This is a genomic window from Hydrogenophaga sp. (assembly GCF_011772445.1).
Lineage (GTDB): Bacteria > Pseudomonadota > Gammaproteobacteria > Burkholderiales > Burkholderiaceae_C > Hydrogenophaga.
Window position 1 is genome coordinate 68,699 of sequence record NZ_WVZN01000009.1, and the last position, 26,501, is coordinate 95,199.

Annotated in this window: 29 protein-coding genes; 14 read left to right on the forward strand and 15 right to left on the reverse strand. The window is 71.0% G+C overall.

The features are described from left to right. Positions 1-23 precede the first annotated feature (23 nt). The 3 genes from glnH to GTO19_RS03905 form a co-directional block, all read right to left on the reverse strand. Positions 24-752, reverse strand: a complete 729-nt coding sequence (gene glnH / locus GTO19_RS03895; RefSeq protein ID WP_291017480.1) for a glutamine ABC transporter substrate-binding protein GlnH — start codon at positions 750-752, stop codon at positions 24-26. A gap of 196 nt (positions 753-948) precedes the next feature. After that, on the reverse strand, positions 949-1,530 hold the full coding sequence (locus GTO19_RS03900; RefSeq protein WP_291017296.1) for a flavin reductase family protein: 582 nt from the start codon (positions 1,528-1,530) through the stop codon (positions 949-951). Beyond that, the gene (locus GTO19_RS03905) at positions 1,527-1,970 is read right to left on the reverse strand and encodes a VOC family protein (RefSeq protein WP_291017483.1); all 444 of its coding nucleotides are present in this window, start codon (positions 1,968-1,970) and stop codon (positions 1,527-1,529) included. Before GTO19_RS03905 ends, GTO19_RS03900 begins: the two co-directional genes overlap by 4 nt. A gap of 133 nt (positions 1,971-2,103) precedes the next feature. On the opposite strand from GTO19_RS03905, the gene GTO19_RS03910 reads away from it, so the two are divergent. Next, entirely contained in the window at positions 2,104-2,976 is an 873-nt protein-coding gene (locus GTO19_RS03910) for a LysR family transcriptional regulator (RefSeq protein ID WP_291017298.1), read from the forward strand. On the opposite strand, the gene GTO19_RS03915 is transcribed toward GTO19_RS03910, so the two are convergent. From GTO19_RS03915 to GTO19_RS03940, 6 genes are all read right to left on the reverse strand, one after another. After that, positions 2,977-4,671: an AMP-binding protein gene (locus tag GTO19_RS03915; protein ID WP_291017300.1), complete on the reverse strand. Its 1,695-nt coding sequence runs from the start codon at positions 4,669-4,671 to the stop codon at positions 2,977-2,979. Positions 4,672-4,784: 113 nt separating this feature from the next. Further along, complete coding sequence (locus tag GTO19_RS03920; RefSeq protein ID WP_291017302.1) at positions 4,785-5,396, reverse strand: DNA-3-methyladenine glycosylase I; 612 nt, start codon at positions 5,394-5,396, stop codon at positions 4,785-4,787. Between the two features lie 9 nt (positions 5,397-5,405). Then, positions 5,406-5,693, reverse strand: coding sequence for a hypothetical protein (locus GTO19_RS03925; RefSeq protein WP_291017304.1), 288 nt, complete (start codon positions 5,691-5,693; stop codon positions 5,406-5,408). Between the two features lie 18 nt (positions 5,694-5,711). Continuing rightward, positions 5,712-6,302 (reverse strand): TetR/AcrR family transcriptional regulator, encoded by a 591-nt coding sequence (locus tag GTO19_RS03930; RefSeq protein WP_291017305.1) that lies wholly within the window; start codon positions 6,300-6,302, stop codon positions 5,712-5,714. A gap of 65 nt (positions 6,303-6,367) precedes the next feature. After that, complete coding sequence (gene pncB / locus GTO19_RS03935) at positions 6,368-7,567, reverse strand: nicotinate phosphoribosyltransferase (RefSeq protein ID WP_291017307.1); 1,200 nt, start codon at positions 7,565-7,567, stop codon at positions 6,368-6,370. Between the two features lie 28 nt (positions 7,568-7,595). Then, complete coding sequence (locus GTO19_RS03940) at positions 7,596-8,018, reverse strand: VOC family protein (RefSeq protein ID WP_291017309.1); 423 nt, start codon at positions 8,016-8,018, stop codon at positions 7,596-7,598. Positions 8,019-8,171: 153 nt separating this feature from the next. On the opposite strand from GTO19_RS03940, the gene GTO19_RS03945 reads away from it, so the two are divergent. Then, entirely contained in the window at positions 8,172-9,362 is a 1,191-nt protein-coding gene (locus tag GTO19_RS03945) for an HPP family protein (protein ID WP_291017311.1), read from the forward strand. Here GTO19_RS03945 and GTO19_RS03950 read toward each other — a convergent pair. Continuing rightward, positions 9,359-10,678 (reverse strand): type II toxin-antitoxin system HipA family toxin, encoded by a 1,320-nt coding sequence (locus tag GTO19_RS03950; protein WP_291017313.1) that lies wholly within the window; start codon positions 10,676-10,678, stop codon positions 9,359-9,361. The two genes, GTO19_RS03945 and GTO19_RS03950, sit on opposite strands and share 4 nt — an antisense overlap. After that, complete coding sequence (locus GTO19_RS03955; protein ID WP_291017315.1) at positions 10,668-10,976, reverse strand: helix-turn-helix transcriptional regulator; 309 nt, start codon at positions 10,974-10,976, stop codon at positions 10,668-10,670. Before GTO19_RS03955 ends, GTO19_RS03950 begins: the two co-directional genes overlap by 11 nt. Positions 10,977-11,112: 136 nt before the next feature. Between GTO19_RS03955 and GTO19_RS03960 the strand changes: the two genes are divergently transcribed. From GTO19_RS03960 to GTO19_RS03970, 3 genes are all read left to right on the forward strand, one after another. Beyond that, entirely contained in the window at positions 11,113-12,555 is a 1,443-nt protein-coding gene (locus tag GTO19_RS03960; protein ID WP_291017317.1) for an NAD-dependent succinate-semialdehyde dehydrogenase, read from the forward strand. Between the two features lie 91 nt (positions 12,556-12,646). After that, positions 12,647-12,958 (forward strand): helix-turn-helix transcriptional regulator, encoded by a 312-nt coding sequence (locus GTO19_RS03965; protein WP_291017319.1) that lies wholly within the window; start codon positions 12,647-12,649, stop codon positions 12,956-12,958. Next, entirely contained in the window at positions 12,955-14,301 is a 1,347-nt protein-coding gene (locus GTO19_RS03970) for a type II toxin-antitoxin system HipA family toxin (RefSeq protein ID WP_291017321.1), read from the forward strand. The genes GTO19_RS03965 and GTO19_RS03970 overlap by 4 nt, the downstream gene beginning before the upstream one ends. Before the next feature lie 57 nt (positions 14,302-14,358). Here the strand turns inward: GTO19_RS03970 and GTO19_RS03975 are convergent, their stop codons facing one another. From GTO19_RS03975 to modA, 4 genes are read right to left on the reverse strand one after another with little or no spacing between them, the layout of a single operon-like run. After that, positions 14,359-15,183: a TOBE domain-containing protein gene (locus GTO19_RS03975; RefSeq protein ID WP_291017323.1), complete on the reverse strand. Its 825-nt coding sequence runs from the start codon at positions 15,181-15,183 to the stop codon at positions 14,359-14,361. A 40-nt stretch (positions 15,184-15,223) separates the two neighbouring features. Beyond that, positions 15,224-15,913, reverse strand: a complete 690-nt coding sequence (locus tag GTO19_RS03980) for an ATP-binding cassette domain-containing protein (RefSeq protein ID WP_291017325.1) — start codon at positions 15,911-15,913, stop codon at positions 15,224-15,226. A gap of 13 nt (positions 15,914-15,926) precedes the next feature. Further along, the gene (modB, locus tag GTO19_RS03985; protein WP_291017328.1) at positions 15,927-16,598 is read right to left on the reverse strand and encodes a molybdate ABC transporter permease subunit; all 672 of its coding nucleotides are present in this window, start codon (positions 16,596-16,598) and stop codon (positions 15,927-15,929) included. A 21-nt stretch (positions 16,599-16,619) separates the two neighbouring features. Further along, positions 16,620-17,375, reverse strand: coding sequence for a molybdate ABC transporter substrate-binding protein (gene modA, locus GTO19_RS03990; RefSeq protein WP_291017330.1), 756 nt, complete (start codon positions 17,373-17,375; stop codon positions 16,620-16,622). 209 nt (positions 17,376-17,584) lie between these two features. Between modA and mbhE the strand changes: the two genes are divergently transcribed. Genes mbhE through GTO19_RS04035 form a run of 9 tightly spaced genes read left to right on the forward strand, consistent with a single transcriptional unit; the run spans position 17,585 to position 26,478 of the window. Then, positions 17,585-19,906, forward strand: coding sequence for a hydrogen gas-evolving membrane-bound hydrogenase subunit E (gene mbhE / locus GTO19_RS03995; protein WP_291017332.1), 2,322 nt, complete (start codon positions 17,585-17,587; stop codon positions 19,904-19,906). Next, positions 19,903-20,316, forward strand: coding sequence for an MnhB domain-containing protein (locus GTO19_RS04000; RefSeq protein WP_291017334.1), 414 nt, complete (start codon positions 19,903-19,905; stop codon positions 20,314-20,316). Before mbhE ends, GTO19_RS04000 begins: the two co-directional genes overlap by 4 nt. Further along, complete coding sequence (locus GTO19_RS04005) at positions 20,316-20,678, forward strand: NADH-quinone oxidoreductase subunit K (protein ID WP_291017336.1); 363 nt, start codon at positions 20,316-20,318, stop codon at positions 20,676-20,678. Before GTO19_RS04000 ends, GTO19_RS04005 begins: the two co-directional genes overlap by 1 nt. Continuing rightward, positions 20,675-22,228: a proton-conducting transporter membrane subunit gene (locus GTO19_RS04010; protein ID WP_291017338.1), complete on the forward strand. Its 1,554-nt coding sequence runs from the start codon at positions 20,675-20,677 to the stop codon at positions 22,226-22,228. The genes GTO19_RS04005 and GTO19_RS04010 overlap by 4 nt, the downstream gene beginning before the upstream one ends. Then, the gene (locus tag GTO19_RS04015; protein ID WP_291017340.1) at positions 22,225-22,557 is read left to right on the forward strand and encodes a Na+/H+ antiporter subunit E; all 333 of its coding nucleotides are present in this window, start codon (positions 22,225-22,227) and stop codon (positions 22,555-22,557) included. Before GTO19_RS04010 ends, GTO19_RS04015 begins: the two co-directional genes overlap by 4 nt. Further along, positions 22,554-22,850, forward strand: a complete 297-nt coding sequence (locus GTO19_RS04020; protein WP_291017342.1) for a monovalent cation/H+ antiporter complex subunit F — start codon at positions 22,554-22,556, stop codon at positions 22,848-22,850. Before GTO19_RS04015 ends, GTO19_RS04020 begins: the two co-directional genes overlap by 4 nt. Next, on the forward strand, positions 22,847-23,659 hold the full coding sequence (gene mnhG / locus GTO19_RS04025) for a monovalent cation/H(+) antiporter subunit G (protein WP_291017344.1): 813 nt from the start codon (positions 22,847-22,849) through the stop codon (positions 23,657-23,659). The genes GTO19_RS04020 and mnhG overlap by 4 nt, the downstream gene beginning before the upstream one ends. A 30-nt stretch (positions 23,660-23,689) precedes the next feature. After that, positions 23,690-25,153: a HAMP domain-containing sensor histidine kinase gene (locus tag GTO19_RS04030; RefSeq protein WP_291017346.1), complete on the forward strand. Its 1,464-nt coding sequence runs from the start codon at positions 23,690-23,692 to the stop codon at positions 25,151-25,153. Then, positions 25,150-26,478, forward strand: coding sequence for a sigma-54 dependent transcriptional regulator (locus GTO19_RS04035; RefSeq protein ID WP_291017348.1), 1,329 nt, complete (start codon positions 25,150-25,152; stop codon positions 26,476-26,478). The genes GTO19_RS04030 and GTO19_RS04035 overlap by 4 nt, the downstream gene beginning before the upstream one ends. Positions 26,479-26,501: the final 23 nt, after the last annotated feature.

Consider the following 26,501-nt stretch of genomic DNA (forward strand, 5'->3'; position numbering starts at 1 on the left):
CGGGGGGCGCGCGCGTCCGGCGTTCAGGGCTTGGGCGGTTCGGTGCCGAACCACTTCTTGTAGATGGCGTTGTAGCGGCCGTCGGCCTTGATCTTCGCCAGTGCGGTGTTCACCTTGGGCACCAGCGCGCTGCCCTTGGGGAACCCGATGCCGTACTGGTGCGCCATCATCTGCGTGCCCACCACCTTCACCTTGCCCTTGCCCGCCGTGTTGGCGAAGTACAGGACGTTGGGCGTGTCGTGCATGGCCGCGTCCACGCGGCCCGTCATGAGCTCGAGGTAGGCGTTGTCGACGTTGGGGAACTGGCGCAGCTCGGTGCCCTGGAAGTTGGCCTTGGCGTAGTCGGCAGCCGAGGTGCCGGTCTTGATGGCGAGCTGTTTGCCCTTGAGGTCGGCCGCGCCATTGATCTTGCTGCTGGCCGGCACCAGCAGCATGAAGCCGCTGTCGTAATAGCCGTCTGAGAAGTCGATGACCTTCTTGCGTTCGTCCTTGATGGTGATGCCGGCGAGCGCCACGTCCACGTTCTTCGTCTGCAGCGCCGGAAGGATGCCGTTGAAGTCCATGGGCTGCAGGCGGTAGCTCAGGCCCAGTTCCTTGGCGATGGCGTCCCACAGGTCGATGTCGAAACCCACGTACTTGTCGCCTTCCTTGAACTCGAAGGGCACGAAGGCGGTGTCGGTGGCCACCACGAGCGGCTGGGACTGCGCGATGGCGGCGCTGCCGCCCAGGGCCGCGCACAGGGCGGCGGCCATCAACAGGACTCGGCGAAGGGTGTTCATGCGGTGATCCTCGTGAAAGGTGGAACGCGCATCAAAGTGGGGTTCTCGATGCACCAAGTCGATGCACTTGAAATTTGCAAGATCATCGATGTCGCAAATCTAATTGCATTGCCGGATGAATGCAAGCGCCGCGTGCAAGGGCACGCGGCGCGAGACGGGTTCGGAGGGGCTAGAGCGCGCGCGCCTGCACCGCGCCAGCCGAGCGCACGAAGAGGCCCGCACCCAGGTGGTGGATGGTCTGCAGCTCGGTGTTGTCTTCGTCGAACAGCCAGTGCCCGTTGGCGAAGATGCGCGGATCGGCCGCGGCGGCCACCACCTCGGCGAAACAGGTGTCGTAGGCGTCTTCGGTGTGGCGCTCGGGGATCAGGCGGCATTCGAGCCAGGCCGCGCAGCCCTGTTCGATCAGGGGCATGCCGAGCACCGGGCCCTGCACGGCCTGGATACCGTAGCGCTCGAACTTGTCGCCACCGCGCCCGCTGTGCTGACCCACGCTGTAGGTGAGGTCGGCCAGCGCCAGGCCCGGCAGGCACAGGCCGAAGCCGCCGCTGGCCCGGGCCAGTTCGCGCGTGAAGGTGGTCTTGTCGATCACCACCGCGACGCGGGGCGGCGTGAACTCCACCGGCATGGACCAGGCCGCCGCCATGACGTTGCGCCGCCCGCCGTGCGCGCTGGTCACGAGCACGGTGGGGCCGTGGTTGATGAGGCGGCTGGCGTGCTCGAGCCGCACGGGCTCGAAGCGGCTGGCGCTCATTTGGCGAAGAGCTTGTTGATGTCGCCGAAGGCCTTCACCTCGATGGCGTTGCCGGAGGGATCGAGGAAGAACATGGTGGCCTGCTCGCCGGGCTGGCCCTTGAAGCGGATGTAGGGCTCGATGACGAATGTCGTGCCAAGCGCCTTGAGCCGCTCGGCCATGGCCTCCCAGTCGGCCAGGGGCAGCACGATGCCGAAGTGGCGCACCGGCACGCCGTGGCCGTCCACCGCGTTCACGGCCGCGCCGCCGCAGGCCTCGGGCGCGAGGTGGGCCACGATCTGGTGGCCGTAGAAATTGAAGTCGATCCACTCGGGCGAGCTGCGGCCTTCGGGGCAGCCGAGGGTCTCGCCGTAAAAGCGGCGCGCCGCGTCCAGGTCGTGCACGGGGAAGGCCAGGTGGAAGGGCGACAGGGGCGCGGGGTTGGTGCTGGGCGCGCGCATGGTGGGGGCGGGAGCGATGGTGGCGTTGCTCATGGGAGGTGCTCGTGGGTGGAATCAGAACGCCGATGCTAGGCCCTGCCAAGCCAAAAGAAAATCAATCATTTTTTGGGCCGGGCACAAGTATCCTTTGTGCATGATTCCCGAGCTGAAGACCTTCGTCACCGTGGCCCGCGAGGGCACCTTCGCCGCCGCCGGCCAGCGCATCGGCCTGACGCAGGCGGCCGTGAGCGCGCAGATGAAGCGGCTGGAAGAGGAGCTGGGCTTCACCCTGTTCGACCGCACCGGCCGCTCGGCGCGGCTGAACCCGCGCGGGCGGCAGACGCTGGCGCAGGCGCAGGAGCTCATCCAGCTTTACAGCCAGCTCGGTTCGCGCCAGCGCGCCAAGGGGCAGGCGGTGTTCGTGAGCCTGGGCGCCATCGCCTCGGTGCAGCAGGCCCTGCTGCCGCAGGCCCTGGTGAAGTTCCACCGCCAGTGGCCGGGCAGCCGCACGCGGGTGGTGCCCGGCGTGTCCACCACCCTGCTCAACGCGGTGGACGCGGGCGACCTGGACGCGGCGCTGATCATCCGCCCGCCGTTCGCGCTGCACAGCGACCTGCGCTGGACGCCGCTGGCGCGCGAGCCCTTTCGTCTGCTGGTGCCGCGCAGCGCGCCCGCGGGCGACTGGCGCGCGCTGATCACGGGCCTGCCCTTCATCCGCTACGACCGCAGTTCCTTCGGCGGCCGGCAGGTGGACCGCTTCCTGCGCGCCAACGGCCTGTCGGTGCGGGAGGTGTGCGAGCTCGACGAGCAGGAGGCCATCGTGCGCCTGGTGGCGGCGGGCCTGGGCGCGGCCCTGGTGCCGCAGACCACCGACCGGCGCCGCTGGCCGGCGGGTGTGCGCGCGCTGGACCTGGGCGCGAACACCTTCCACCGCGACATCGGCCTGGTGCACCGCGCCGACCTGCCCGAGGCCATGCAAGGGCTGGCGAACCTCATCGCCGAGGCTTACGGCACGCGGTTGAGCTGATCAGGCGGTGGCCGCCGCCTTCAGCCCCAGCTTCTTCGCCATCTGCTCGCGCAGCACGAACTTCTGGATCTTGCCGGTGATGGTCATGGGCAGGGCGTCGACGAACTCGAAGTAGGCCGGCACCTTGTAGTGCGCGATCTGGCCCTGCGCGAAGGCGCGCAGTTCGTCGGCCGTGCAGCCCAGGCCGGGTTTGAGCACGACGCAGGCACACAGCACCTCGCCGTACTTCGCATCGGGCACGCCCACCACCTGCACGTCCTGCACCTTGGGGTGGCGGTAGTAGAACTCCTCGACCTCGCGCGGGTACACGTTCTCGCCGCCGCGGATCACCATGTCCTTGATGCGGCCGACGATGTTGACGTAGCCGTCGTCGTCCATGGTGGCCAGGTCGCCGGTGTGCATCCAGCCGTCGGCGTCGATGGCCTCGGCGGTCTTCTCGGCGTCGTCCCAGTAGCCCTGCATCACCGAATAGCCGCGCGTGCAGAACTCACCCACGGTGCCGCACGGCACGGTGCGGCCGTCGGCGTCGACGATCCTGATCTCCAGGTGCGGCTGCACACGGCCCACGGTGGACACCCGCCGCTCCAGCGGGTCGTCCACCGCGCTCTGGGTGGAGACGGGCGAGGTCTCGGTCATGCCGTAGGCGATGGTGACCTCGCCCATGTTCATCCGGCTCTGCACGCGCTTCATCACCTCGATGGGGCAGGGCGAGCCGGCCATGATGCCGGTGCGCAGCGTGCGCAGGTCGGTGCCGGCGAAGTCGGGGTGGTCGAGCTCGGCGATGAACATGGTGGGCACGCCGTAGAGCGCGGTGCAGCGCTCGGCCTGCACGGTGCGCAGCACGGCCGCCGGGTCGAAGGCTTCGCTGGGGTAGACCATGGTGCTGCCGTGCGTGACGCAGGCCAGATTGCCCATGACCATGCCGAAGCAGTGGTACAGCGGCACGGGGATGCACAGCCGGTCGGCCGGCGTGAGGCGCATGGCTTCACCCACGAAGAAGCCGTTGTTGAGGATGTTGCGGTGCGTGAGCGTGGCGCCCTTGGGGTGGCCGGTGGTGCCGCTGGTGAACTGGATGTTGATCGGGTCGCGCGCCTTCAGCCGCGGTCCGATGGCGGCGAGCCGCTCGCGCGAGGCCGGCGTGGCGCGCGCGCTCACGTCGGCGAAGTTGAGCATGCCCGGCGTGCGCTCCTCGCCCAGGCGCACCACCCAGCGCAACTCGGGCAGCGCCAGGGCCTGCAACTGGCCGGGCTCGCAGCGGTCGATCTCGGGCGCGACGCCGCGCAGGATGGCGATGTAGTCGCTGGTCTTGAGGGCGGGCGCCAGCACCAGGGCGCAGCAGGCCACCTTGTGCAGGGCATAGGCCAGCTCGCTCGCGCGGTAGGCGGGGTTGATGTTGACCAGGATGAGCCCGGCGCGCGCGGTGGCGAACTGCGTCAGCGTCCAGGCGCTGCAGTTGGGCGCCCAGATGCCGACGCGGTCGCCCGGCCGCAGGCCCATGGCCAGCAGGCCGGCCGCCAGTTCGTCGGCGCGCTCGCGCAGTTCGGCCCAGGTCCAGCGCACGCCTTCGTGGGGGATCACCAGCGCCTCGCGGTTGGCGTGTTCGCGCGCGGTGGCGTCCAGCGCGGCGCCGATGGTGTCCTCGCGCAGGGGCGGCTGCGTGGCGCCTCGCGCCATCGATTCGGTGGGGGTGTTCATGGGCTTCTCCTGGCGAAGCGGCATGTTCGCGCCGACGCGTCGGCACCGCACCCTCGGGCAATCCCCATGCCCGGGTGTTCCGTGGCGGAACACCCGCTGTCGCGCGATGGAACTCAGCGGCCGGGGCGGCGGAAGGCGCGGCGCGCCCGGTCCACCTCGGCGCGCACCACGCAGCCCTCGGCGTGGTCGTTGATGAGGCCCATGGCCTGCAGGAAGGCGTAGACGGTGGTGGGGCCTACGAACTTCCAGCCGCGCTGCTTCAGGTCCCTGGAAAGCGCGATGGAGGTGGGCGAGGTCGAGGCGCTCTGGGGAGGCGCCAGTTCACTGGCCCCGGGCTCGTGGCGCCAGAAATAGGCGGCCAGCGAGCCTTCGGTCTTCACCATTTCCTGCGCGCAGCGCGCGTTGTGGATGACGGCCTCGATCTTGCCCCGGTGCCGCACGATGCCCTCGTCGGCCAACAGGCGCTCGACGTCGCGCTCGTTGAAGCGCGCCACGCGGTCGAAGTCGAAGCCGCGGAAGGCGGCGCGGAAGTTCTCGCGCTTGGCGAGGATGGTGCGCCAGCTCAGGCCCGACTGGAACCCCTCCAGGCTCAGCTTCTCGAACAGTCGCTGGTCGTCGCTGACGGGAAAGCCCCATTCCCTGTCGTGATAGGGAAGGAACTCTGGCGTGGTGGCGCACCAGCGGCAGCGGGGTTGGCCGTCGGGGCCGGGGAGGGTCTGGCTCATGTGGGCGGATCAGTGCTGGAGAAAGGACAGGCGCTCGTCCACGCGCGAAGCTTCGATCGCCACGATCTCGGCCTGCACCACGGCTTCGGCCACGAAAGGATCCTGGGCGAGCCGTTCGCGCAGATCGCCTATGGACTCGCGGTGCGCCAGCACGGCGCCGCCTTGTGCGTCGCCGAGACTGCCCGCGAGGACGAACACGCCATCGTCGAATCCGCGTTGCAACCAGGCCTTGTGGCCAGCCAGGTGCTGCGCAGCGCGATCGCGGTGGGGGCCGAAGCGCAACAGGACAAGATGCATGAGGGAGTTCCTTGAGGTTCAGGCGCGCGCAGCGCGCGCAGGGGTGGAGACCGGGGGTCTGCGTGCGCGCACCCAGTCGCCCATCAGGTGGACTTCTTGCCGGATGTAGGCCGGGTCGCCAAAGGCATTGGCCAGCGCGGCGACGCCCTGGGTACGGCCCAGCAGGTGCAAGGCGAAGCCGGCCGAGTCGCCGCCGCAGCCCATGCGCTCGAACTGCTCGCGCAGCCACTCGGCAAACAGCGCCATCACACCACTGGCACGCCCCTGCGCTGCGTGATCGAGCTTGGTCAGCTCCTGGCAGAGACTGCCGACCGGGCAGCCGTGGCGCATGATCTTGTCCTGATTGCGCAACAGGATCTCGACGAACAGGAGGATGCGCTCGGCGGGGTCGTCGACCGTCGCGGCCCATTCGTCCAGCATCTGCCGCGTGCGCGCCAGGCGCAGGTCGATCACGGCATCGAGAATGTCGTCCTTGGTCTTGAAGTGGTAGTAGAAGTTGCCGCGAGAGATGCCCACCGCATCGGCGATGTGGCTGAAGGACGTCGGCGCATAGCCCTGCTCATAGAAGAGCCGGTCGGCGGTCTCGATGATCTGGTCGCGGATGGACATGGGCGCTTCCCGGTGGGATTAGGACACTTGTCCCAGCCGGGAGGGCGCAGCATAGGACGCTTGTCCTATTGCGTCAAGCCATCGCCAACGCCGAACACCTGGCGCAGGTAGGCCAGGAAGGTGGCGTCGTCGCACAGGGCCTTGCCCGGCGTGTCGGAGATCTTGGCCACCGGCTGGCCGTTGGCCTGGCGCAGCTTCATCACGATGGAGACCGGCTCCAGGCCCACGTCATTGGTGAGGTGCGTGCCGATGCCGAAGCCCATCTGCGTGCGGTCGGCAAAGTGGCGGTAGATGGCGAGCGCACGGTGCAGGTCCAGGCCGTCGGAGAACACTAGGCGCTTGGTGTGCGGGTCGATGCGCAGGCGTTCGTAGTGCGCCAGTGCCTTCTCACCCCATGCGATGGGGTCGCCCGAGTCGTGGCGCAGGCCGTCGAAGAGCTTGGCGAAGTAGAGGTCGAAGTCCGCCAGGAAGGCGTCCATGGTGATGACGTCGGTGAGCGCGATGCCCAGGTCGCCGCGGTACTCCTGCACCCAGTCCTCCAGTGCGGCCTTCTGGAAGTCGCGCAGGCGCACGCCCAGGGTCTGGTAGGTCTGCAGGTACTCGTGCGCCATGGTGCCGATGGGGGGCAGGCCGAGTTCCTTGGCGAGCAGCACGTTGGAGGTGCCCTTGAAGAACTGCGGTACGGCGTCGCGCAGCGTGGCCACCACCTCGCGCTGCCAGGCACCGCTGTAGCGGCGGCGCACGCCGAAGTCGGAGAGTTCGAAGGGGTGACGGCGCGGTGGCTCGCGCTCGAAATCGCGCAGCAGATCGATCTTGGCGACCAGTCGACGGCGCCCTTCGGCCAGCGCGGCGCTGGCGTCGAAGCGGCGGAAGTACAGCTCGTTCACGATGGCCAGCACGAAGATCTCGAAGGCCATCACGTGCACCTGCGGGCCGCTGGCGACGATGTCGATCGACTCGCCGGCGGCGCGCACCTCGATGAAATCGCGCTGGAAGCGGAAGATGCGCAGGAAGTCGACGAAGTCGGACGAGATGTAGCGCAGGCCCTTGAGGTAGGCGAGTTCGTCGGGCGTGAAGCTCAGCGAGCAGAGGTGGTCCAGCTCGCGGTTCACCTCGGGCACCAGCTCGGCCAAGGGGTAGGCGCTGGCGTTGCGGCAGACGAAGCTGTAGCGTGCCTGCGTGGTGGGGTGGCGGTGCAGCAGGGCCTGCCACATCGAGAACTTGTAGAGGTCGGTGTCGAGCAGGCTGTGGATGATGGGGGTCATGCGGCGCATTGTGTGCCCCCGCGCCGCTTCACTCCGGCAGCGGCCAGGCCGGGTTCCAGGCCACCTCCCAGAGGTGCCCGTCCGGGTCCGTGAAGTAGCCCGCGTGGCCGCCCCAGAAGGTGGGCTGCGCGGGCTTGACGATGCGCGCGCCGGCCACCTCGGCCTCGCGCATCACCGCGTCCACGGCCTCGGCCGAACCCACGTTGTGCGCCAGGCTCATGCTCGACGGGCTGGGCGGGCCGGGCGGGATGCCCGCGTCGTGGCACAGGTTCTCGCGCGGGAACAGCGCGAGCTTGAGGCCGGGCTGCAGGTCGATGAACACGACGGCGCCGTGCTCGACGTCCTGGCCGACGATGCCCTCGGTGGGCAGGCCCAGGCCGTCGCGGTAGAAGCGCAGGGCGCGCTCGAGGTCGGCGACGGCGAGGGTGATGAGGGAGAGGTAGGGCTTCATGGTGGCTGCGCGTCCTTGCTCAGGTCGAGTGTGCCGGCTCGCGGGGCAAGCGGCGGTCCTGTTCGGGAGGCCGGCCTGTGGAGGCTGGCACACTACGGCCCCGCGCGGCAACGAGGCCCGCGGCGGCGGCTTCCCCCATCCCCTTCTTCTCCCATGCCCATCGCGTCCCCGCGCCGGCCCGCGTGGCGCCGCGCGCTGCACGGCTTCCGGCCCGAACTCCTGCTCTCCCTGCGCGCCCTGTGGCCCGCTGCCCAGTCCATCGACGCGCGCGAGAAATGGCGCGCCTGCATCGGTGCCGCGCTGGGCATCCTGATCGCCGGTGTGGGCGCCACGTGGCTGTCCCCGGGCGATGGCCAGCACGCGCTGGCCGCTGCGCTGGTGGCGCCGCTGGGTGCCAGCGCGGTGCTGGTGTTCGTGGTGCCCTCCAGCCAGCTCGCGCAGCCCTGGTCGGTGATCGGCGGCAACACGCTGTCCGCCCTGGTGGGCGTGGCCTGCGCGATCTGGGTGCCGCACGCCGCCCTGGGCGCGGCGCTGGCGGTGGGGCTGTCCATTGCGCTGATGCTGGCGTTGCGCTGCCTGCACCCGCCGGGCGGCGCGTCGGCGCTGTTGATGGTGCTGATGGGCAGCCACGATTTCAGCGTGGCGCTGCAGCCGGTGCTGGTGGATTCGGTGCTGATGGTGGCGGCGGGCCTGCTCTACAACAACCTCACACGGCGGCGCTGGCCGCACGTGCACCACGCGGTGCCGGCCGAGCCCGGCGGCGCGCGCCTCACGAGCCGGGACCTGGACGCCGCGCTGGCCCACTACAACCAGGTGCTCGACATCAGCCGCGAGGACCTGCAGGACCTGATGCAGTACGCCGAGGCCGCGGCATACCAGCGCACCATGGGCGAGTTGCGCGCCGCCGACGTGATGTCGCGCGAGCCCGTGACCGCGCGCGCCGAGATGCCGCTGCGCCAGGCCTGGGCGCTGATCCGCCAGCACCGCGTGAAGGCACTGCCGGTGGTGGACCGGCAGCACCACCTGGTGGGCATCGTCACCGTGGCCGACTTCATGCGCCAGGTGGACATGGACGTGCACGAGGGCGTGAACTTTCGCCTGCGCGCGCTGCTGCGCCAGATGCACCGGCCGGTGCGCCACACGGTGGGCGAGATCATGACGCGCCAGGTGCGCGTGGCCAGCGCGGACCGCCCGCTCACCGAGCTGGTGCCGGTGTTCTCCGAGGGCGGGCACCGCCACCTGCCCATCATCGACGCCGAGCGCCGGTTGGTGGGCATCGTCACGCAGTCGGACCTGATCCGCGCGATGGACGCGGCGGTGCGCGGCCCGGCGCCCACCGCCTAAGGCCGGCCCACGGGCAGGCCACGGCGCACACGGGATTTCTGTGCGGCCTGCAGCGCATCGGCCAGCGCGCCCGCATCGACGCGGCCCTCGGCGAGGTCCGCGCTGAGCGCGAACGCCGGCCGCAGCCCGGCCACCACCTCGGCCGGCGCACCGAGGCGCGCGAGTTCGTCGGCCCAGCGGTCGTGCACGCGCGCGGCGGTGCCGTGCAGCCAGCCCGCCGCATCGGCCGGCGCCACGCCGAAGTGCGGGGCCGATTGCAGCAGGCGCCCGGCGGTGGCTTCGGCGGAACCGTCGGCGCCCACCGCGAGGCGCAACACGCCGCGGTAGGTGGACAGCGGCGTGACATCGAAGGCGGGTGACAGGCGCCACGTGCCGTCGAGGCGATAGAAGCCGTGGTTGCGCGGGTGGTCGTCGGCGTTGCCCACCAAGGCGTTGAAGGCCATGCGCCGCCACAGCTCGGCCAGGTCGGCGTCCAGCGCGGGGTTCGCCGCTCCCCAGCGGCGCAGCATGTCGGCCAGCACGAGATAGGAACGGGCTGGATCCCCCGTCGTGGACGCGGGGCTCAGGCGCAGCGCCGTGTGCGCCGAGACGAAGGGCCGGCGCTGAGGCGCGCGCGGATCGCCCAGGCGATCGAAGCGTTCGATCAGGTACACATGGTGGCTGGCGAGCGTCTCGAGCCGGACCTCGGGCACGGTGATGCCCGAATCGGCGGCCAGCCGCATCACCACGAACTCCTTCGCGGGCAGGAAGGGCGTGTCGCTGCGGTCCTGCATCTTGGCAAGCCAGAGCCGCCCCTCGCTGGTGATCGTGGCCTTGGGCCGGTCGCCGCCCGCACTGGTGGCGCCATCGCCCAGCAGGCGGCGAATGGCGCGGCTGGGCGATTGGCCCTCGTCGAGTTCGTGCACGAGCGCGGCCAGTTCGGACAGCTCGGGCGAACGAAAGGCGCGTTTGCGTTCGATGTCGAGACAGACCTCCAGCGCGCCGATGGTGTCACCCGCGCCGAGCTCCAGCATTTCCAGCGCCGACAGCGGCCGCCCATGGTCCGCCTGAAGCAGGTCCGCGCCGTAGCCCGAGGGGCAGGCATCTTGCAAGGCGCCCGGTAGCCCGCCGACGCCAGTGAAGCGGATGCCGCGCGCCTTGTGTCGCAAGGGCAGGGCCACGGGATCGAAGGCATACGCCCCTGCATCGGCCACGTAGGCGGGCGCATAGCTCAGTCGGCCGCCCAGTTGGCCATCGGTGCTCAGCTCGGCCGCGAGCACGGGCTCGTCGCGCCCAGGCAGCCACGCCCACACCGGCACCGTGTGCTCAGCGGCCATGGCGCGGCTTTCGGGGCGACAAGCGTCGCAGGCCGGCGTCCACGACGAAGGGGTCCTGCGACACCTCGGCCACGCCGTCGATCTGGGCCAGCAGGCCAAGTGCGTCCAGCGCCTTGGCGAGGTTGCCCACGGCCACGCCGGGGTGCCCGGCCTCGATGCCGACCACCGTGGACAGCCCCAGGTCGCTCAGGGCCGCGAACTCGGCCTGGGAATGCCCGCGCGCCTTGCGCGCGATGGCGATGCGCTGGCCCAGATCGGCCAGCGCGGATTGCACGAGCAAGGGAACCGTGGATCTCATGATTGTTCTTTCTGGAACATATTTTTGATCCTGTTTGTTCCAAAAGCAACTATTTGATGACCGTATCCAACTGGGGTATGGTCCGGAGCCTCGGCCGGCGCCGGCCGGCCCCCTCTACCTGCCAAGTCCACAAGCCATGACCACCACCTACCCCAGCACCCAGCTCCTCATCGCCAACCAGTGGGTCGACGCCACCAGCGGCAAGACCCTCGACGTGCGCAACCCGGCCACGGGCCAGGTCATCGGCACGGTGGCGCACGCCGGCATCGAGGACCTGGAGCGCGCGCTGGCGGCGGCGCAGAAGGGCTTCGAGGTCTGGCGCGACACCTCGGTCTACGAGCGCGCGGCCCTGATGCGCCGCGCCACCGCGCTGCTGCGCGAGCGCGCTGGCGACATCGCGCGCCTGCTGACGCAGGAGCAGGGCAAGCCGCTGGCCGAGGCCAAGGGCGAGGTCCTCGCGGGCGCGGACATCCTCGACTGGTTCGCCGAAGAGGGCCGCCGCGTCTACGGCCGCCTGGTGCCGGGCCGCAACCTGGCCGCGCAGCAGATGGTCATCAAGGAGCCCGTGGGCCCGGTCGCCGCCTTCACGCCCTGGAACTTCCCGGTCAACCAGATCGTGCGAAAGATGGGCGCGGCCCTGGCCACCGGCTGCTCTTTCCTGTGCAAGGCGCCGGAGGAAACTCCCGCCGCGCCGGCCGCGCTGTTGCGCTGCTTCGTGGACGCCGGCCTGCCCCCTGGCGTGGTGGGTCTGGTGTTCGGCGACCCGGCCGAAATCTCCGGCCACCTGATCCCGCACCCGGTGATCCGCAAGGTCACCTTCACCGGCTCGACCGCCGTGGGCAAGCAGCTCGCGGCCCTGGCCGGGCGCCACATGAAGCGCGTGACCATGGAATTGGGCGGCCACGCACCGGTGATCGTGGCCGAGGACGCCGACGTGGCCCTGGCCGTGAAGGCCGCGGGCGCGGCCAAGTTCCGCAACGCGGGCCAGGTCTGCATCTCGCCCACGCGCTTCCTGGTGCACAGCAGCCTGGTGGAAGCGTTTTCGCGCGCGCTGACGCAGCACGCGCAGGGCCTGAAGCTGGGCGACGGCCTGGCCGAGGGCACCACGCTGGGCCCGCTGGCCAATGCGCGCCGCGTGGCAGCCATGGCCCATGTGGTGAAGGATGCGGTCGAGCATGGCGCCGAGGTCCTCACCGGTGGCGAGCGCGTGGGCGAGGCCGGCAACTTCTTCGCGCCCACCATCATTCGCGAGGTGCCGCTGGAGGCCGACCTCTTCAACAACGAGCCCTTCGGCCCCATCGCGGGCATCCGCGCCTTCGACCGGCTGGAAGACGCGATCGCCGAGGCCAACCGCCTGCCCTATGGCCTGGCGGCGTACGCCTTCACGCGCTCGTACAAGAACGTGCAGCTGCTGGCCAGCCGCGTGGAAGCGGGCATGGTGTGGATCAACCAGCCGGCCACGCCCTCGGCCGAGCTGCCCTTCGGCGGCATCAAGGACTCGGGCTACGGTACCGAGGGCGGGCCGGAGGCGATGGAGGCGTACCTCAACACCAAGGCGGTGTCGGTGGTGGGGGTCTGACGATCTGTTTATGCGTTCAACCGCATATTACAGCCAGTCGGGCTTCTGAAAATGCGTTTGGGGTCATAATTCTCCTCATCATGGAGAATTTATGACGCCATACGCATACTCCACTCCCGATCCACTTCAGACGCTGCCCGATGTCGGCCGGCGTTTCCAGGTCATGCGCAAGGCAGCCGGCAAGACACAGACCGAACTCGCCAACGCCGTCGGCATGCGTCAGGAAGCGCTCTCTCGTTTCGAGTCGGGCAGCGCCGCCGACTTTTCCCTGGCCAAGCTGCTGCGCCTGCTGCAGGCGCTCGAGCTCCAGCTGGAATTCAAGCCGGTCGTGCGCCGGCCCACGCTCGATGAGGTGCTGCACGAGGTGCGCGAAGGCCGCAACACCGGGCCTGATGCGCAATGAGCCTGAACGTCTTCGTGCACGGCGCCGCCGTCGCCACGCTCGACAGCCCGGACGGCTTCGAACACGTCATGCGCTACCTCCCCGGGGTTGCTGCAGAGCGCTTCGTCTCCCTGACCATGCCCGTTGAAGGCCAGGCCTTCCGCTGGCCGGCCTTGCACCCGTTCTTCCAGGTGAGCCTGCCCGAGGGCTTCCTGTTGTCGGTGCTGAAGGAGCAGTTGGGGCCGCACCTGGGCGCCACGCCACTTGATCTGCTGTCGGTGGTCGGCCACAACCTCATTGGCCGTGTGCAGGTGAGCGCGGGACAGCGGCCGCAGCCCGAACTGGCCGTGGCCGACCTGAAGCAACTCCTGCATGGTGAAGCCTCGCACAAGGTCTTTCTCACGCTGATGAGCCGCTTCGCGGCCTCGGGCGTGTCCGGCGTGGTGCCCAAGTTCCTCAGCCCCGATACCGAGGCCTTGTTCCGCAAGGGGACCGTCGCGACCGAACGGCACATCGTGAAGGCTGGCTCCGATCACCAGCCCTTCATAGCGCTCAACGAACACCTGTGCATGGAAGCGGCCCGACGCTCGGGCGTGCCCGCCGCCGCGACGATGGTGTCCGATGATGCTCAGGTGCTGGTGGTCGAACGATTCGACGTGGATCCGGCGACCGGCCAGCGCAAGGGTTTCGAGGATTTCTGCAGCTTGCTGGGCCTGCCGCCCGAACAGAAGTACGAATCGACCTGGGAGCGCGTGGCCCGGCTGGTCCGCGACTATGTGCCCGCGGACCGTCAACGCGCCTCCAACGAGCGCCTGGCCGTCACGCTGCTGCTGACCTATGCGCTGGGCAACGCGGACTGCCACACCAAGAACCTGGGATTTCTCTACACCGGCCTGCAGGACGTGGAGGTGGCGCCCGTCTACGACATGCTCACCATCCTGGCCTACGACCGCTACGCAGACAACCCGCCGGGCATGTACCTGGATGGTCGCAAACGCTGGGATGCGACCAAGGCCCTGTGGCGCTACCTGCAGCAGCAACTGGGCTTCGAGCCCGCCGCCCAGCGCGCGCTGGTCGACCGCGTGTGCACCGCCGTCGATGCGGTGGTGCCAGATCTCAAGCACCACATCCGTCACACGCCGGGTTTCGCGCCCGTGGGCCTGCGCATGCTGTGGGAGTGGAACGAGGGCATGAAGCGCCTGAGCGAGCGACGCACGTTCGGCTTGGCGGACTGGGTCGAGACCGCGGCATCAGAGGATCTGCCCCGACCGGCACCGGCGGAAAAGTACGCCACGCCCCGACTCGGCGAATCACCGCTGATGGCGCCGCGGCCCCGCAAGCGGCGCGCGCGCCCGGCCTCGTGACATAACTTCCGCTTCCCACACAAGGCCCGAGCATTGCTGGGCATGCCCGCAACGCCCTCAGCTCACCACCGCCAGGATCACGTCCGAAGCCTTGATCAGCGCCGTGGCCTCGGCGCCGGGCGCCAGGCCCAGCTCGGCCACCGCGCCCTGCGGCACCACGGCCACCACCTCGAGGTCGCCGTCGGCGCGCAGCACCACCTCGGCGTTCACCGCGCCGGGCGTGACCGACACCACCTCACCGGCGATGCGGTTGCGCGCCGAGACACGCGCGCCGGCCAGGTCCACCGCCAGCATCACGGCCGATGACTTGATCAGCACGATCACCGCCATCTGCGTGCGCAGCGCCAGCGCTTCGGTGCTGGCGCGCGTGACGGTAGCGGCCAGGCGCTGACCGCCGGGCAGGGCGACTTCGATGTCGTCGTTCACCGCACCGGCGCGCACCGCCGTGACGGTGCCCAACCACTGGTTGCGTGCGCTGGTCTTCATGTTGAGCACCTTCAGCAGGGAGAACTCCTGGTCCAGGTCCATCGCGCCCTGTTCGATGAGCCCGAGAAAACGCTGGTGCACCGCGTGCACCTGCCCGTAACGCGCGATGAGGCGCTGACCGAAGGCGGTGAGCCGGGTGGCGCCGCCGCCCTTGCCACCGACCGCACGCTCCACCACGGGCTGGCTGGCGCGCTGGTTCATGGTGTCGATGGCGTCCCACGCGGCCTTGTAGCTCATCCCGAAGGCCTTGGCGGCCTGGGTGATGGAGCCGTGCTCGGCCACGGCGCGCAGCAATTCGATGCGACCGTGGCCCGCGAGGCTGGCGCCACCGGCCGACAGCCAGAGCGCGCCGTGCACCTCCAGCGGGTTCTTGCTCCTGTGCTTCTTCGTCGCCATCGTGGCTGCTCCTGCGGCTTTCGGGGCCGCGGCGAGGATATCAGCGGTCCTCCAGGGCCCCGCCGCAGGTCACGGTGCGGCCGGCGTCCACGCAGACCACCTCCTGGGCGAGGTGGCGCACATCGTCGTCGTCGTGCGTGATCAGCAGCAGCGGCAGTTGCAGCTCGGCCTGCAGGTCCTTCAGTTCATCGCGCAGGCGCTGGCGCAGGCCCTTGTCCAGGGCGGCGAAGGGTTCGTCCAGCAGCAGCGCCGTGGGCCGGGACACCAGGGCGCGCGCCAGCGCCGTGCGCTGTCGCTGGCCGCCCGAGATCTGGTGCGGGTGGTGGCCGGCCACGGCGTTCAGGCCGAAGCTGGCGAGCCAGCGGTCCACCTCGGCGTTCGCTTCGTCCCTGGCCGGGTTGCGCAGGCCCTGGCGCAACGCGAAAGCCACGTTCTGCCGCACCGTGAGGTGCGGGAACAGCGCGTAGTCCTGGAACATGTAGGCCAGGTGGCGCTGCTGCGCGGTGCTGCGCACGCCGCGTTCGCTGTCGAACAGCACACGGCCGTCCACGGCGACGCGGCCCCGATCGGGCACCAGGATGCCGGCGACCATCTTGAGCGTCAGCGTCTTGCCCGCGCCCGAGGGACCGAACAGCACCACGCGCTGCGCGGGCGACCGGACGCTCACGTCCAGGTCGAAGCGCGAGTCGCCTTGCCGCAAGGTCTTCTGCAAGAACAGGTCCCAGATCACGGCCGTGTCTCCCTCAGCGCGCCGCCACCCGGCCGGGCACCAGTCGGCCGGCGCCCAGCAGCACCGCCAGGCAGACGATCGAGGTGATCACCACCAGGAAGTTGGCCGTGCCGTCCTGCCCCGCCTGCACCGCCTCGTAGACGGCGATGGAGAGCGTCTGCGTCTTGCCGACGATGCTGCCCGCCACCATGAGCGTGGCGCCGAACTCGCCCAGCGCGCGCGCGAAGGCCAGCAGCAGCCCGGCGAGGATGCCGCGCCAGGCCAGCGGCAGCGTCACGCGAAAGAAGATGCCCCATTCGCCGAGCCCCAGCGTGCGCGCCGCGTCTTCGAACTGCGGGTCCACCGTCTCGAAGGCCGCGCGCGCCGCCTTGAACACCAGCGGGAAGGCCACGAGGGTGGCCGCGATGATGGCCGCCTCCACCGTGAAGATGAGGCGGATGCCGAAGTGCTGCAGCAGCCAGGCGCCCAGCACGCCCTGGCTGCCGATGACCACCAGCAGGTAGTAGCCCAGCACGGTGGGCGGCATCACCATGGGCAGGGTGAGCGCGGCGTCCACCAGGTCGCGGCCGGGGAAACGCCCGCGCGCCAGCGCGTAGCCCACCGCCGTGCCCAGCAAGAGGTTGAGCGCGGTGGCCCAGCCCGCCACCTTCAGGGTGAGGACCAGCGGGATCCAGGCGTCGGCCACGACAGAACCTGCGGCGAGCGTTCAGGGCTTGCCGAAGCCGTACTTCGCCAGCACCGCCTGCGCGGGCGGCGTGAACAGGAAGTCGACGAACTTTTCGCCCATGGCGGCGTTGGGTCCGGCCGGCAGCGGCGCCACAGGGTAAAGGATGGGCTTGGGCGTGGGCACGGTGAGGGCGACCTTGATCCTGTCGGCCATCAGCGCGGCGTCGGTGGAGTAGACGAAGCCGGCGTCGACCTCGGCGCGCTGCACGTAGTCCAGTGCCTGGCGCACGTTGGTGGCGCCCACCACCTTCGGCTCGATGGCGCCCCACAGCCTGGCGCCTTCGAGCACGCCCTTGGTGTAGCGGCCCACGGGCACGCTGGCGGGCAGGCCGATGGCGATCTTGCCGTAGGCGGGCTGGGTCAGGTCGGCCACCGCCGACGGCACCTTGGTGCTGGCGCCGGGCACGATGACGACTAGGCGGTTGGAGGCGAAGTCGCGCCGCTGCGCGGGTTTGACGAGGTTCTGCGCCTGGGCCTGGTCCATGGTGTCCTGGTCGGCGCTGGCGAACACGTCGGCCGGCGCGCCCTTGGCGATCTGCTGCAGCAACACGCCCGAGGCCGCGAAGTTGAGCTGCACCTTGGTGCCTGGGTGTGCCGCCTCGAACAGGGGTGCGATGTCCTTGAAGGCGTTGGTGAGGCTGGCGGCGGCGGAGACGGTGAGGTCGGCCGCCTGGGCGGCGAAGGAGAGGCCGGCGGCGAGCGCGAGGGCCAGGGTGTGGGTCAGGCGGTTCTGCATGGGCGTGCTCCGTGAGGGCTTCGCTATATCCAACTGAATATAGCGCATCGTTCACATCGCACGACACTGCGCGTCATCGACGTTCAGTTTCCTGAACACGCGCGCGGCAAGGCCCCGCGCAAGTGCTTGATTCCCAAGGGCAACGCGGCCCTGAACGCGCCGGCACGGCGCTTGCGCTGGAACAGGCAGGGACCTCACCCCGCCTGCCCATGTCGCTCACCCTGTTCGTCTTCACCGCCCTGTTGTCCGCGCCGCTCTTGTGGGCGCTGCTGCGCTGGCGCGCGCCGCTGGCCGCGCTGGCCTGGCTGCTGCCCGCCGCGCTGTGCGCGGGCTTCGCCAGCCTGCTGCCCGAGGTGCTGGCCAGCGGCGCGCGCGTGGAAGTCACGCCCTGGATCCCCAGCCTGGGCATCGCGCTGGCGCTGCGGGCCGACGGCCTGTCGCTGCTGTTCGCGCTGCTGATCACGGGCATCGGCACGTTCATCTTCCTGTACGCGGCGCGCTACCTCGCGGGGCACGCGGACATCGCGCGCTTCTTCGCGCGGCTTACGCTCTTCATGGGCGCCATGCTGGGGGCTGTGCTGGCCGACGACCTGATCGTGCTGCTGGTGTTCTGGGAGCTCACCAGCCTGGCGTCCTTCCTGCTGATCGGCTTCACGCCCGAACAGGCGGCCTCGCGCCGCTCGGCGCAGCAGGGCCTGCTGATCACCGTGGGCGGTGGCCTGGCGCTGCTGGCCGGCGCCATCGTGCTGGGGCAGGCCGCGGGCACGTTCCGGATCTCGGAGATCCTGGCGACGCAGGGCCTGGCCGCGCATCCGCATGCCGCCTGGGTGATCGCGCTGGTCGCCCTGGGCGCCTTCGCCAAGTCGGCCCAGGTGCCGTTGCACGCCTGGCTGCCCAACGCCATGGTGGCGCCCACGCCGGTGTCGGCCTTTCTGCATTCGGCCACCATGGTCAAGCTGGGCGTGTACCTGCTGGCGCGCCTGAACCAGGTGGTTGGCGAGCACGCGCTGTGGACCGGCCTGCTGCTGACGGCGGGCCTGGCCACCATGCTCACTGGCGCGCTGTTGTCGCTGCGCGAGACCGACCTCAAGCGCGTGCTGGCCTACTCCACCGTGGTGTCGCTCGGCACACTCGTCACGCTGATCGCGCTGCCGCACCCGCTGGCGGCCACGGCCATGGTGGCCTTCCTCATCGTGCACGCGCTGTACAAGGCCTGCCTGTTCATGGTGGCGGGCATCGTGGACCACGAGGCCGGCACGCGCGACAGCACGCAGCTCGGCGGCCTGGCGCGGCGCATGCCGCTGACGGCGGCCACCGCGCTGCTGGCGGGCCTGTCCATGGCCGGCCTGCCGCCCTTCGTGGGCTTCGTGGCGAAGGAGCTGGTGTACGAGGCGCAGCTCAGCGCCACCGCCTCGTGGTTGCCGGTGGCCATCGCCATCCTGGCCAATGCGGTGATGGTGGCGGTGGCCGGCGTGGTGACGGTGCGCGCCTTCTGGGGCCCGCTGCGCCCCACGCCCCTGACGCCGCACGACCCGCCGCTGGCCATGTGGATCGGCCCCGCGCTGCTGGCCGCGCTGGGCCTGCTGCTGGGCCTGGCGCCCGGGCTGGCCGGCGATCTGGTGCAGGCGGCGGCGAGCGCCGTGGCCGGCCACCCCACCGAGACGACGCTGTCGCTGTGGCACGGCCTCACGCCCATGCTGGCGCTGAGCGTGTTCACCTTGGCGCTGGGCGTGGCCATCTACCGCGGCTGGAACCGCCTTCACCGCGCACTGGCGGCTCGCGAGGCCATCACCACGCACGGCCCCGACGCGGCCTACGACCGCGCCATGGCCGCGCTGCAACGCGTGGCGGTGTGGCAGACGCAGCGCATCCAGTCGGGCAGCCTGCGTCGCTACCTGGGCGCCACGTTGGCGGTGGTGGGCGGGTCGGTGGGCCTGGCGCTGGTCGCGCGCGACGCGCTGGCCTGGCCGTCGTTGACGGGCGCGCTGTCGCTGTACGCCTTGTTGCCGGCCCTGCTGTTGCTGGCGGCCTGGGCCGTGGTGCGCGCGCGGGGCTTTCTGCGCGGCATCGTGGCGGCGGGCATGGTGGGCTTCGGGCTGGCGCTGGTGTTCCTGTTCCACGGCGCGCCGGACCTGGCGTTCACGCAGTTCTCGGTGGAGGCGGTGGCGATCGTGGTGCTGCTGGCGATCGCCGGACGCATGCCCTTCGCGCGCGAGGATGCGCGCACGGCGCCACAGCGTCGGATGGACGCGGTCATCGCCATCGGTTTCGGCGCGGTGGCCTCGCTGCTGCTGCTGTCGGTGCTGGCCACACCCTTCGACGAGCGCCTGCCCGACTTCTTCCGCGCCACCAGCGTGCCCGAGGCGCACGGCCGCAACCTGGTGAACGTGATCATCGTGGACTTCCGCGCACTGGACACGCTGGGCGAGATCACGGTGCTGGCGCTGGCGGCGCTGGCCGCGGCCGCCGCGCTCGCGGGCACGCGGCGATCGCGCGGCACCGTCGACAAAGACGGGGAGGGCACCGCATGAACTCCCCCATCCTGAACGTGGCCGGACGGATGCTGTTGCCCCTGGCCTTGTTGTTCTCGCTGTACCTGCTCTGGCGCGGCCACAACGCACCCGGCGGCGGTTTCGTCGGCGGGTTGGTGGCCGCAGCCGGCTTCACCGTGCACGCGCTGCCGCGTGGGCGCGCGGCCCTGTTGAAGGCGCTGCGCTGGCCGCCCGCCTCGATCGCCGCCGTCGGCCTGCTGCTGGCCCTGGTGTCGGGCGCGCCCGCGCTGTTCCTTCAGACGCCCTTCCTCACCCACCAGTGGCAGTTCTGGGACAACGGCCTCGCGCTGGGCACGGCGCTGGTGTTCGACGTGGGGGTCTACCTCTCGGTGCTGGGCGCCGTGTGCGCCTTCGTGGGCTACTACCTCGGCGAGGAGGCCGATCACTGATGGAAACCCTCTACGCCCTGAGCTTCGGCGCGCTGTTGGCCGCCGCCCTGTACCTGCTCATGTCGCGGCAGCTGCTGCGCATGGTGCTGGGCCTGCTGCTGCTCGGCAACGCGGTGAACCTGGCCATCTTCGTCGCCGGGCGCCTGTCGTCGAACACGCCGCCCCTGGTGCCCGAAGGCGCGCTGGCCATCGCCACCAGCGCCAACCCACTGCCGCAGGCGCTGATCCTCACGGCCATCGTCATCTCCTTCTCGCTGGTGGCCTACACCGTGGTGCTGTTCGAGCGCGCCCACCGCGCCCTGGGCACGCTGGACCCCGACGCCATGCGCGAGGCCGAGCCGCGCGCGGAGGCCGCGCCGTGACGCCGCACCTGCTGCTCACCCTGCCCGTGGCCATTCCCCTGGCCACGCTGGCCCTGTGCGCGCTGCTGCAGTCCAGGCCCGCGTTGCAGCGCGCCGTCAGCCTGCTGGGCAGCGCCGGCCTGCTCATCGCCAGCGGGCTGCTGCTGAATGCGGTGCTCGACGGCACCGTGCTCGCCACGCAGTTCGGCCAGTGGGCCGCGCCCTTCGGCATCAGCTTCGTGGCCGACCGCTTCGCCGCCGCCATGGTCGTGATCACCGGCCTGATGGCCGTGGCCGTGTCCGTCTACGCCCTGGCCAGCGGCGCGAAAGAGCGCGAACGTGCCTGGTTCCACCCGCTGTACCACGGCCTGCTGCTGGGCGTCACCGGCGCCTTCCTCACGGGCGACATCTTCAACCTCTACGTGTGGTTCGAGATCATGCTCATCGCGTCCTTCGGCCTGCTGGTGCAGGGCGGCACGCGCGCGCAGCTCGACGCCGGCGTGAAGTACGTGGTGCTCAACCTGCTGGTCACCACGCTGTTCCTGCTGGGCGTGGGCCTGCTTTACGGCCTCACGGGCACGCTGAACATGGCGGACCTGTCGCTCGCGCTGCCCCAGGTGCAGAACCAGGGCCTGGTGGGCACGCTGGCGCTGCTGTTCCTGCTGGCTTTCGGCGCCAAGGCCGCGGTGTTCCCGCTGTTCTTCTGGCTGCCGGCCGCGTACCACACGGCCAGCGCGCCGGTGGTGGCCATCTTCGCGGCGCTGCTCACCAAGGTGGGCGTGTACGCCATCCTGCGCTGCTTCACGCTGGTGTTTGGCGGCACGCTGGACTTCATCGGCCCCATCGTGGGCGTGCTGGCCGCGCTCACCATGGTCACGGGCGTGCTGGGCGCGGCGGCGCACTACGACGTGCGGCGCATCCTGTCCTTCCACATCATCAGCCAGATCGGCTACATGCTGGTGGGCCTGGCGGTGGCCACGCCGCTGGCCATCGCGGGCGCCGTGCTCTACGTGCTGCACCACATCGTGGTGAAGGCCAACCTGTTCCTGATCGCGGGCGCGATCCGCCTGGCCGGTGGCTCGTACGAACTCAAGCGCATCGGCGGCCTGCACCGCAGCGCGCCGCTGCTGGCGCTGCTGTTCGTGGTGCCGGCACTGTCACTCGCCGGGCTGCCGCCGCTGTCGGGCTTCTGGGCCAAGTTCCTGGTGATCAGCTCCAGCCTGGAGGCCGGCCACGTGGCGCTGGCGGTGGTGGCGCTGGCCGTGGGCGCGCTCACGCTGTACTCCATGCTGAAGATCTGGAACGAGGCCTTCTGGAAGGCGCCAAGCGAGCTGTCGATGCGCGCCGCGAGCGACTGGCGCGCGCGGGGCGCCACGCGCGCGGCGCTGCTGCTGCCCATCGCCGCGCTGGCCGCCATCACGCTCACCATCGGCCTGTGGACGGAGCCCTTCGTGGACTTCTCGATCCGCGCGGCCGAACAGATGCTGGGCCGAGAGGCCTATGTGCAGGCCGTGCTGGGCGCCGCGCCCGCGCCGGCCATTCCGTCCCTGCCCGAAGGAGCCGCCCCATGACCCTGCTGTTGAACCGCGCCCGCGCCTGGCTGGTGCTGGCCGGCCTGTTCGCGCGCGAACTCGCGCTGTCGGTGAACGACGTGATCAAGGCCGTCCTCGATCCCTCGCGCGTGCAGCGCAGCGGCATCGTGGCCGTGCCGCTCAGCCTGCGGGGCGAGACCTCCATCGCGCTGCTGGCCAACCTGGTGACGCTGACCCCGGGCACCACCAGCCTGCACGTGTCGGACGACAAGGGCGTGCTCTACGTGCACGCCATGAACCTGGGCGACGACACGGTCGCGCAGATCCAGAGCGGCTTCGAACGCCGCGTGAAGGAGTGCCTGGAATGAACGAGACCCTGTTTGACACCGTGCTGGCGCTCAGCGCGCTGCTGCTGGCCGGCGCCGTGCTGGCCGCGGGTTTGCGCGTCGTGCGCGGGCCGGCCGCCGCCGACCGCGTGATCGCGCTGGACATGCTGGGGCTGATCGGCGTGGCCGCCGCCGGGCTGGCCGCGCTGGTGGCGGGCGCGCCGGCTTTCGTGGACATCGCCCTGGGCGTGGCGCTGGTGGGCTTCCTGGCCACCGTGGCCTTCGCGGGCTTCATCGCGCGTGGTGCGCAACACCAGGACAAGGAGCGGTCATGAACGAGTGGATCGGATCGGTGCTGCTGCTGGGCGGCGCGCTGCTGTGCCTGCTGGCGGCGCTGGGCGTACTGCGCCTGCCCGACTTCTTCATGCGCATGCACGCCGCCACCAAGGCCGGCGTGGCCGGCAGCGGGCTGGTGCTGCTGGGCGTGGCCGCGCTGCACGGCGACACCGCGACTTGGATCAAGGCCGCGCTGGCGGTGCTGTTCCTGCTGCTCACCACGCCGGTGGCGGGGCACCTCATCGGCCGCGCGGGCTACCTCAGCGGCGTGCCGATGTGGCGCGGCACGCGAGAGGACGCGCTGGCCGGCGTGCTGCCGCGCGGCGGCATCGATGGCGCGGACACGCCCGAGGAGGCCCCGGTGCGCCGCGTGCTGCTGGCGCTGGCGGCGGGGCCGCACATCGACGCGGCGATCGCGCAGTCGGTGGCGCTGGCGCGCCGCCACGGCGCCGAGCTGCACGGCGTGGCGGTGATCGACGTGCCGCGCCTGCAGAACGTGGGGCCGGTGCCGATCGGCGCGGGCTGGCACGCGCAGCGCATGCGCGAGCACCGCATCGCCCAGGCGCGCCGCGCGGCGGCCGACGTGATCGAGCGCTTCGAGTCGGCCGCGCGCGCCAGCGGCCTGCGCTGGAGCACGCAACTGGAAGAGGGCCGCCCACGCGCGGTGCTGCGCGCCTGTAGCGACGAGGCCACGCTGCTCACGGCGGCCGCCGAGGGCTGGTTCGACCAGGGCGTGCTGGACCTGCGCGTGGATGTGGCCAGCCGCCTGGACCTGCCGGGCCTGCGGCCTTTGCGCGTGCTGCGCTGAACACGTGGCGGCGGGCCTACGATCGGGCCCATGCCCCGATCGCTCCTGACCCGCTGGATCCACCGATTGCCCATGACCGCGCGCCTGTCCCTCGCGGTGGTGGCCGTCATCCTGGTGACGGCGCTGGGCACCACGCAGATCGCGATGCAGGGCCTGCTGCGCCAGGTGGAGCGCCAGATCGAGCGCACGGGCCAGATCTACCTCGATGGCCTGGCCGCGGCCCTGCTGCCGCCCGTGATGACGAACGACAGCGCGGGGATCGACCGCGCACTGGACGAGGCCCTGCGCATGCACCAGGGCCTGGTGGACCGGCACCTGTTTCTGCTGGACCGGGACGGGCGCCCGCTGGCCCGGGCCGACCGCGCGGGCCTGCACGACGTCCCCCTGCCCGAGGCCGTGACCGAGCTGGCGAGCGGCGATCAGATCGACATCGACGACAGCAGCTACTGGGTGTGGCGCCCGCTGAGCGACGCGCGCCTGGGCGTTGGCGGCGAAGCGGGCGCGTTCACGGTGGTGGCCAATCTCGACCTGAGCGACTACGTGGCCGAGCGCCAACGCCTGTGGTGGCGCGTGGTGGCCTTCAACCTGGGCCTGGGCCTGGTGTGCGCGGTGCTGGGCGTGCTGATCATGCGCCGGTTGCAGCGCCCGCTGGACCTGCTGACGCGGCACCTGCAGCGCACGGGCGAGGCCGGGCCGGAGCCGGTGGCGGAGGCGCTCATCCCGCCCAACGACGGCGAGAACGCGCGCCTGCTGCGCGCCTACAACCGCATGGCCGGCGCGGCGCGCGAACGCGAGGCGCTGATCACGCGCATGGCCGAGCAGGAGCGCGAGGCCGTGCTGGGCCGCTTGTCCGCCACGCTGGCGCACGAGGTGCGCAACCCGCTGGCCGGCGTGCTCACCGCCGTCGACACGCTACGCCGCTTCGGCGAGCGACCAGAGACACGCGCGGAGGCACTGGATTTCATGGAGCGCGGCCTGCGCGTGCTGGGTGGCGTGGTGGACGCGACCCTGGCCACGCACCGCCCGGTCGATGGCGCGCTGGCCTTTGGTCCGCAGGACCTGGAAGACGTGCGGCGGCTGCTGGCACCGCAGGCGCGCCAGGCGGGCGTGGCGCTGGTGCTCGACTCCACGCTGGCGCACACCGTGCCACTGGCCGGCGGCGAGGTGCGCCAGGTGCTGCTGAACCTGCTGCTCAACGCCATCCAGGCCTCGGCGGCCGGCGCGCGCGTCACGCTGCGCTGCGAGGCGCGCGCCGACCACCTGTGGCTGGAGGTGATCGACGAAGGCGCGGGCCTGCCCGGACCGCTGGCCGCGAGCCTGGAGCGGGGCGTGGCCCCCGCGACCGGCGCGGGCCTGGGCGTGGCGGTGGTGGTGCGTCTGGTGCAGCGCCTGCGTGGGCGCGTGGCGGTGCGGGCACACTCGGGCCAGGGCACGCGCATCGCGCTCGAACTGCCGTTCGACAACGGCCCCGCTGAAGGCCCTGCCACGTCATGACCACCACCACCACCATCCACGTGCTGCTGATCGAGGACGACGCCGTGCTCGGCGGCGCGCTCGTGCAGCGGCTGCGGCTGGAGGGCTTCGCGGTGACGCACGCGGCCGACGGCGCGCAGGCCCTGGCCGCGCTGCGCCGCGAGCGGCCCGACTTCGTGCTCAGTGACATCCGCCTGCCCGACGGCTCGGGCGAGGACCTGTACCGCCGCGCACTGCCTTACCTCGGCCGCACGCCCATTGTCTTCGCCACCGCCTTCGCCGACGTGGGCCAAGCCGTGCGCCTGGTGCGCGCGGGCGCGGACGACTACCTCACGAAGCCTTTCGACGTCGATGCCCTGGTCGAGCGCATCCGCGCGCTGGTGCCCGGGGAAACGGGCGAGGGACCGGCCTTGGGCTTCGGTCTGTCGCCCGCCACCGGGCGCCTGGCCGCCGACCTGGAACGCCTGGCCTCGCGCGACGCGCCCGTGCTGCTGCTGGGCGAGACCGGCGTGGGCAAGGAGGTGGCGGCGCGCCTGCTGCACGAGCGCTCGGCGCGCGCGAACGAGCCCTTCGTGGCGGTGAACTGCGGCGCCGTGCCGCGCGAGCTGATGGAGAGCGAGTTCTTCGGCCACGAGCGCGGCGCCTTCACCGGCGCCAGCGGCGCGCACGCCGGCTGGTTCGAGGAGGCCGACGGCGGCACGCTGTTCCTGGACGAGATCGGCGAGCTGGACCCGCGCCTGCAGACGGCCTTGCTGCGCGTGCTGCAGGACGGCCACTTCCGCCGCCTCGGCGCCCGGCAGGACCAGCGCTTCCGTGGCCGCGTGGTGGCCGCCACCAACGCCGACCTGGGCGCGCGCATCGCCGAGGGCAGCTTCCGCGAGGACCTGTACTACCGCCTCGCCGTGGTCGAGCTGCGCGTGCCGCCGCTGCGCGAGCGCCCGGGCGAGGTGCTGACGCTGGCGCGCGGCTTCGTCCAACAGGCGGCCGCACGCCAGGGCCTGGCCGCCCCCACGCTGGCCGAGGACGCCGAGGCGGCGCTGCGCGCGCACGACTGGCCCGGCAACGTGCGCGAGTTGCGCAACCGCATCGAACGCGCCATGGCCCTGTCCGACGGGCAGGCCCTGGGCGCGGCCGATCTCTTCCCCGAGCGCGCGCTCGACGAGCCCGGCCCGGCCGACACGCTGGCCGACGCTCGCGAGCGCGCCGAACTCGCGCAGATCGAGCGCGCGCTGGAGCAGTCGGGTGGGCGCCTGGCCGAGGCCGCGCAGCGCCTGGGCATCTCGCGCACCACGCTGTGGAAGCGGCGCAAGAAGCTGCTGGGCGAGGAGGGCGGCGCGCCCGACTAGCCGCGCCAAGCTCGCGCGCGGCG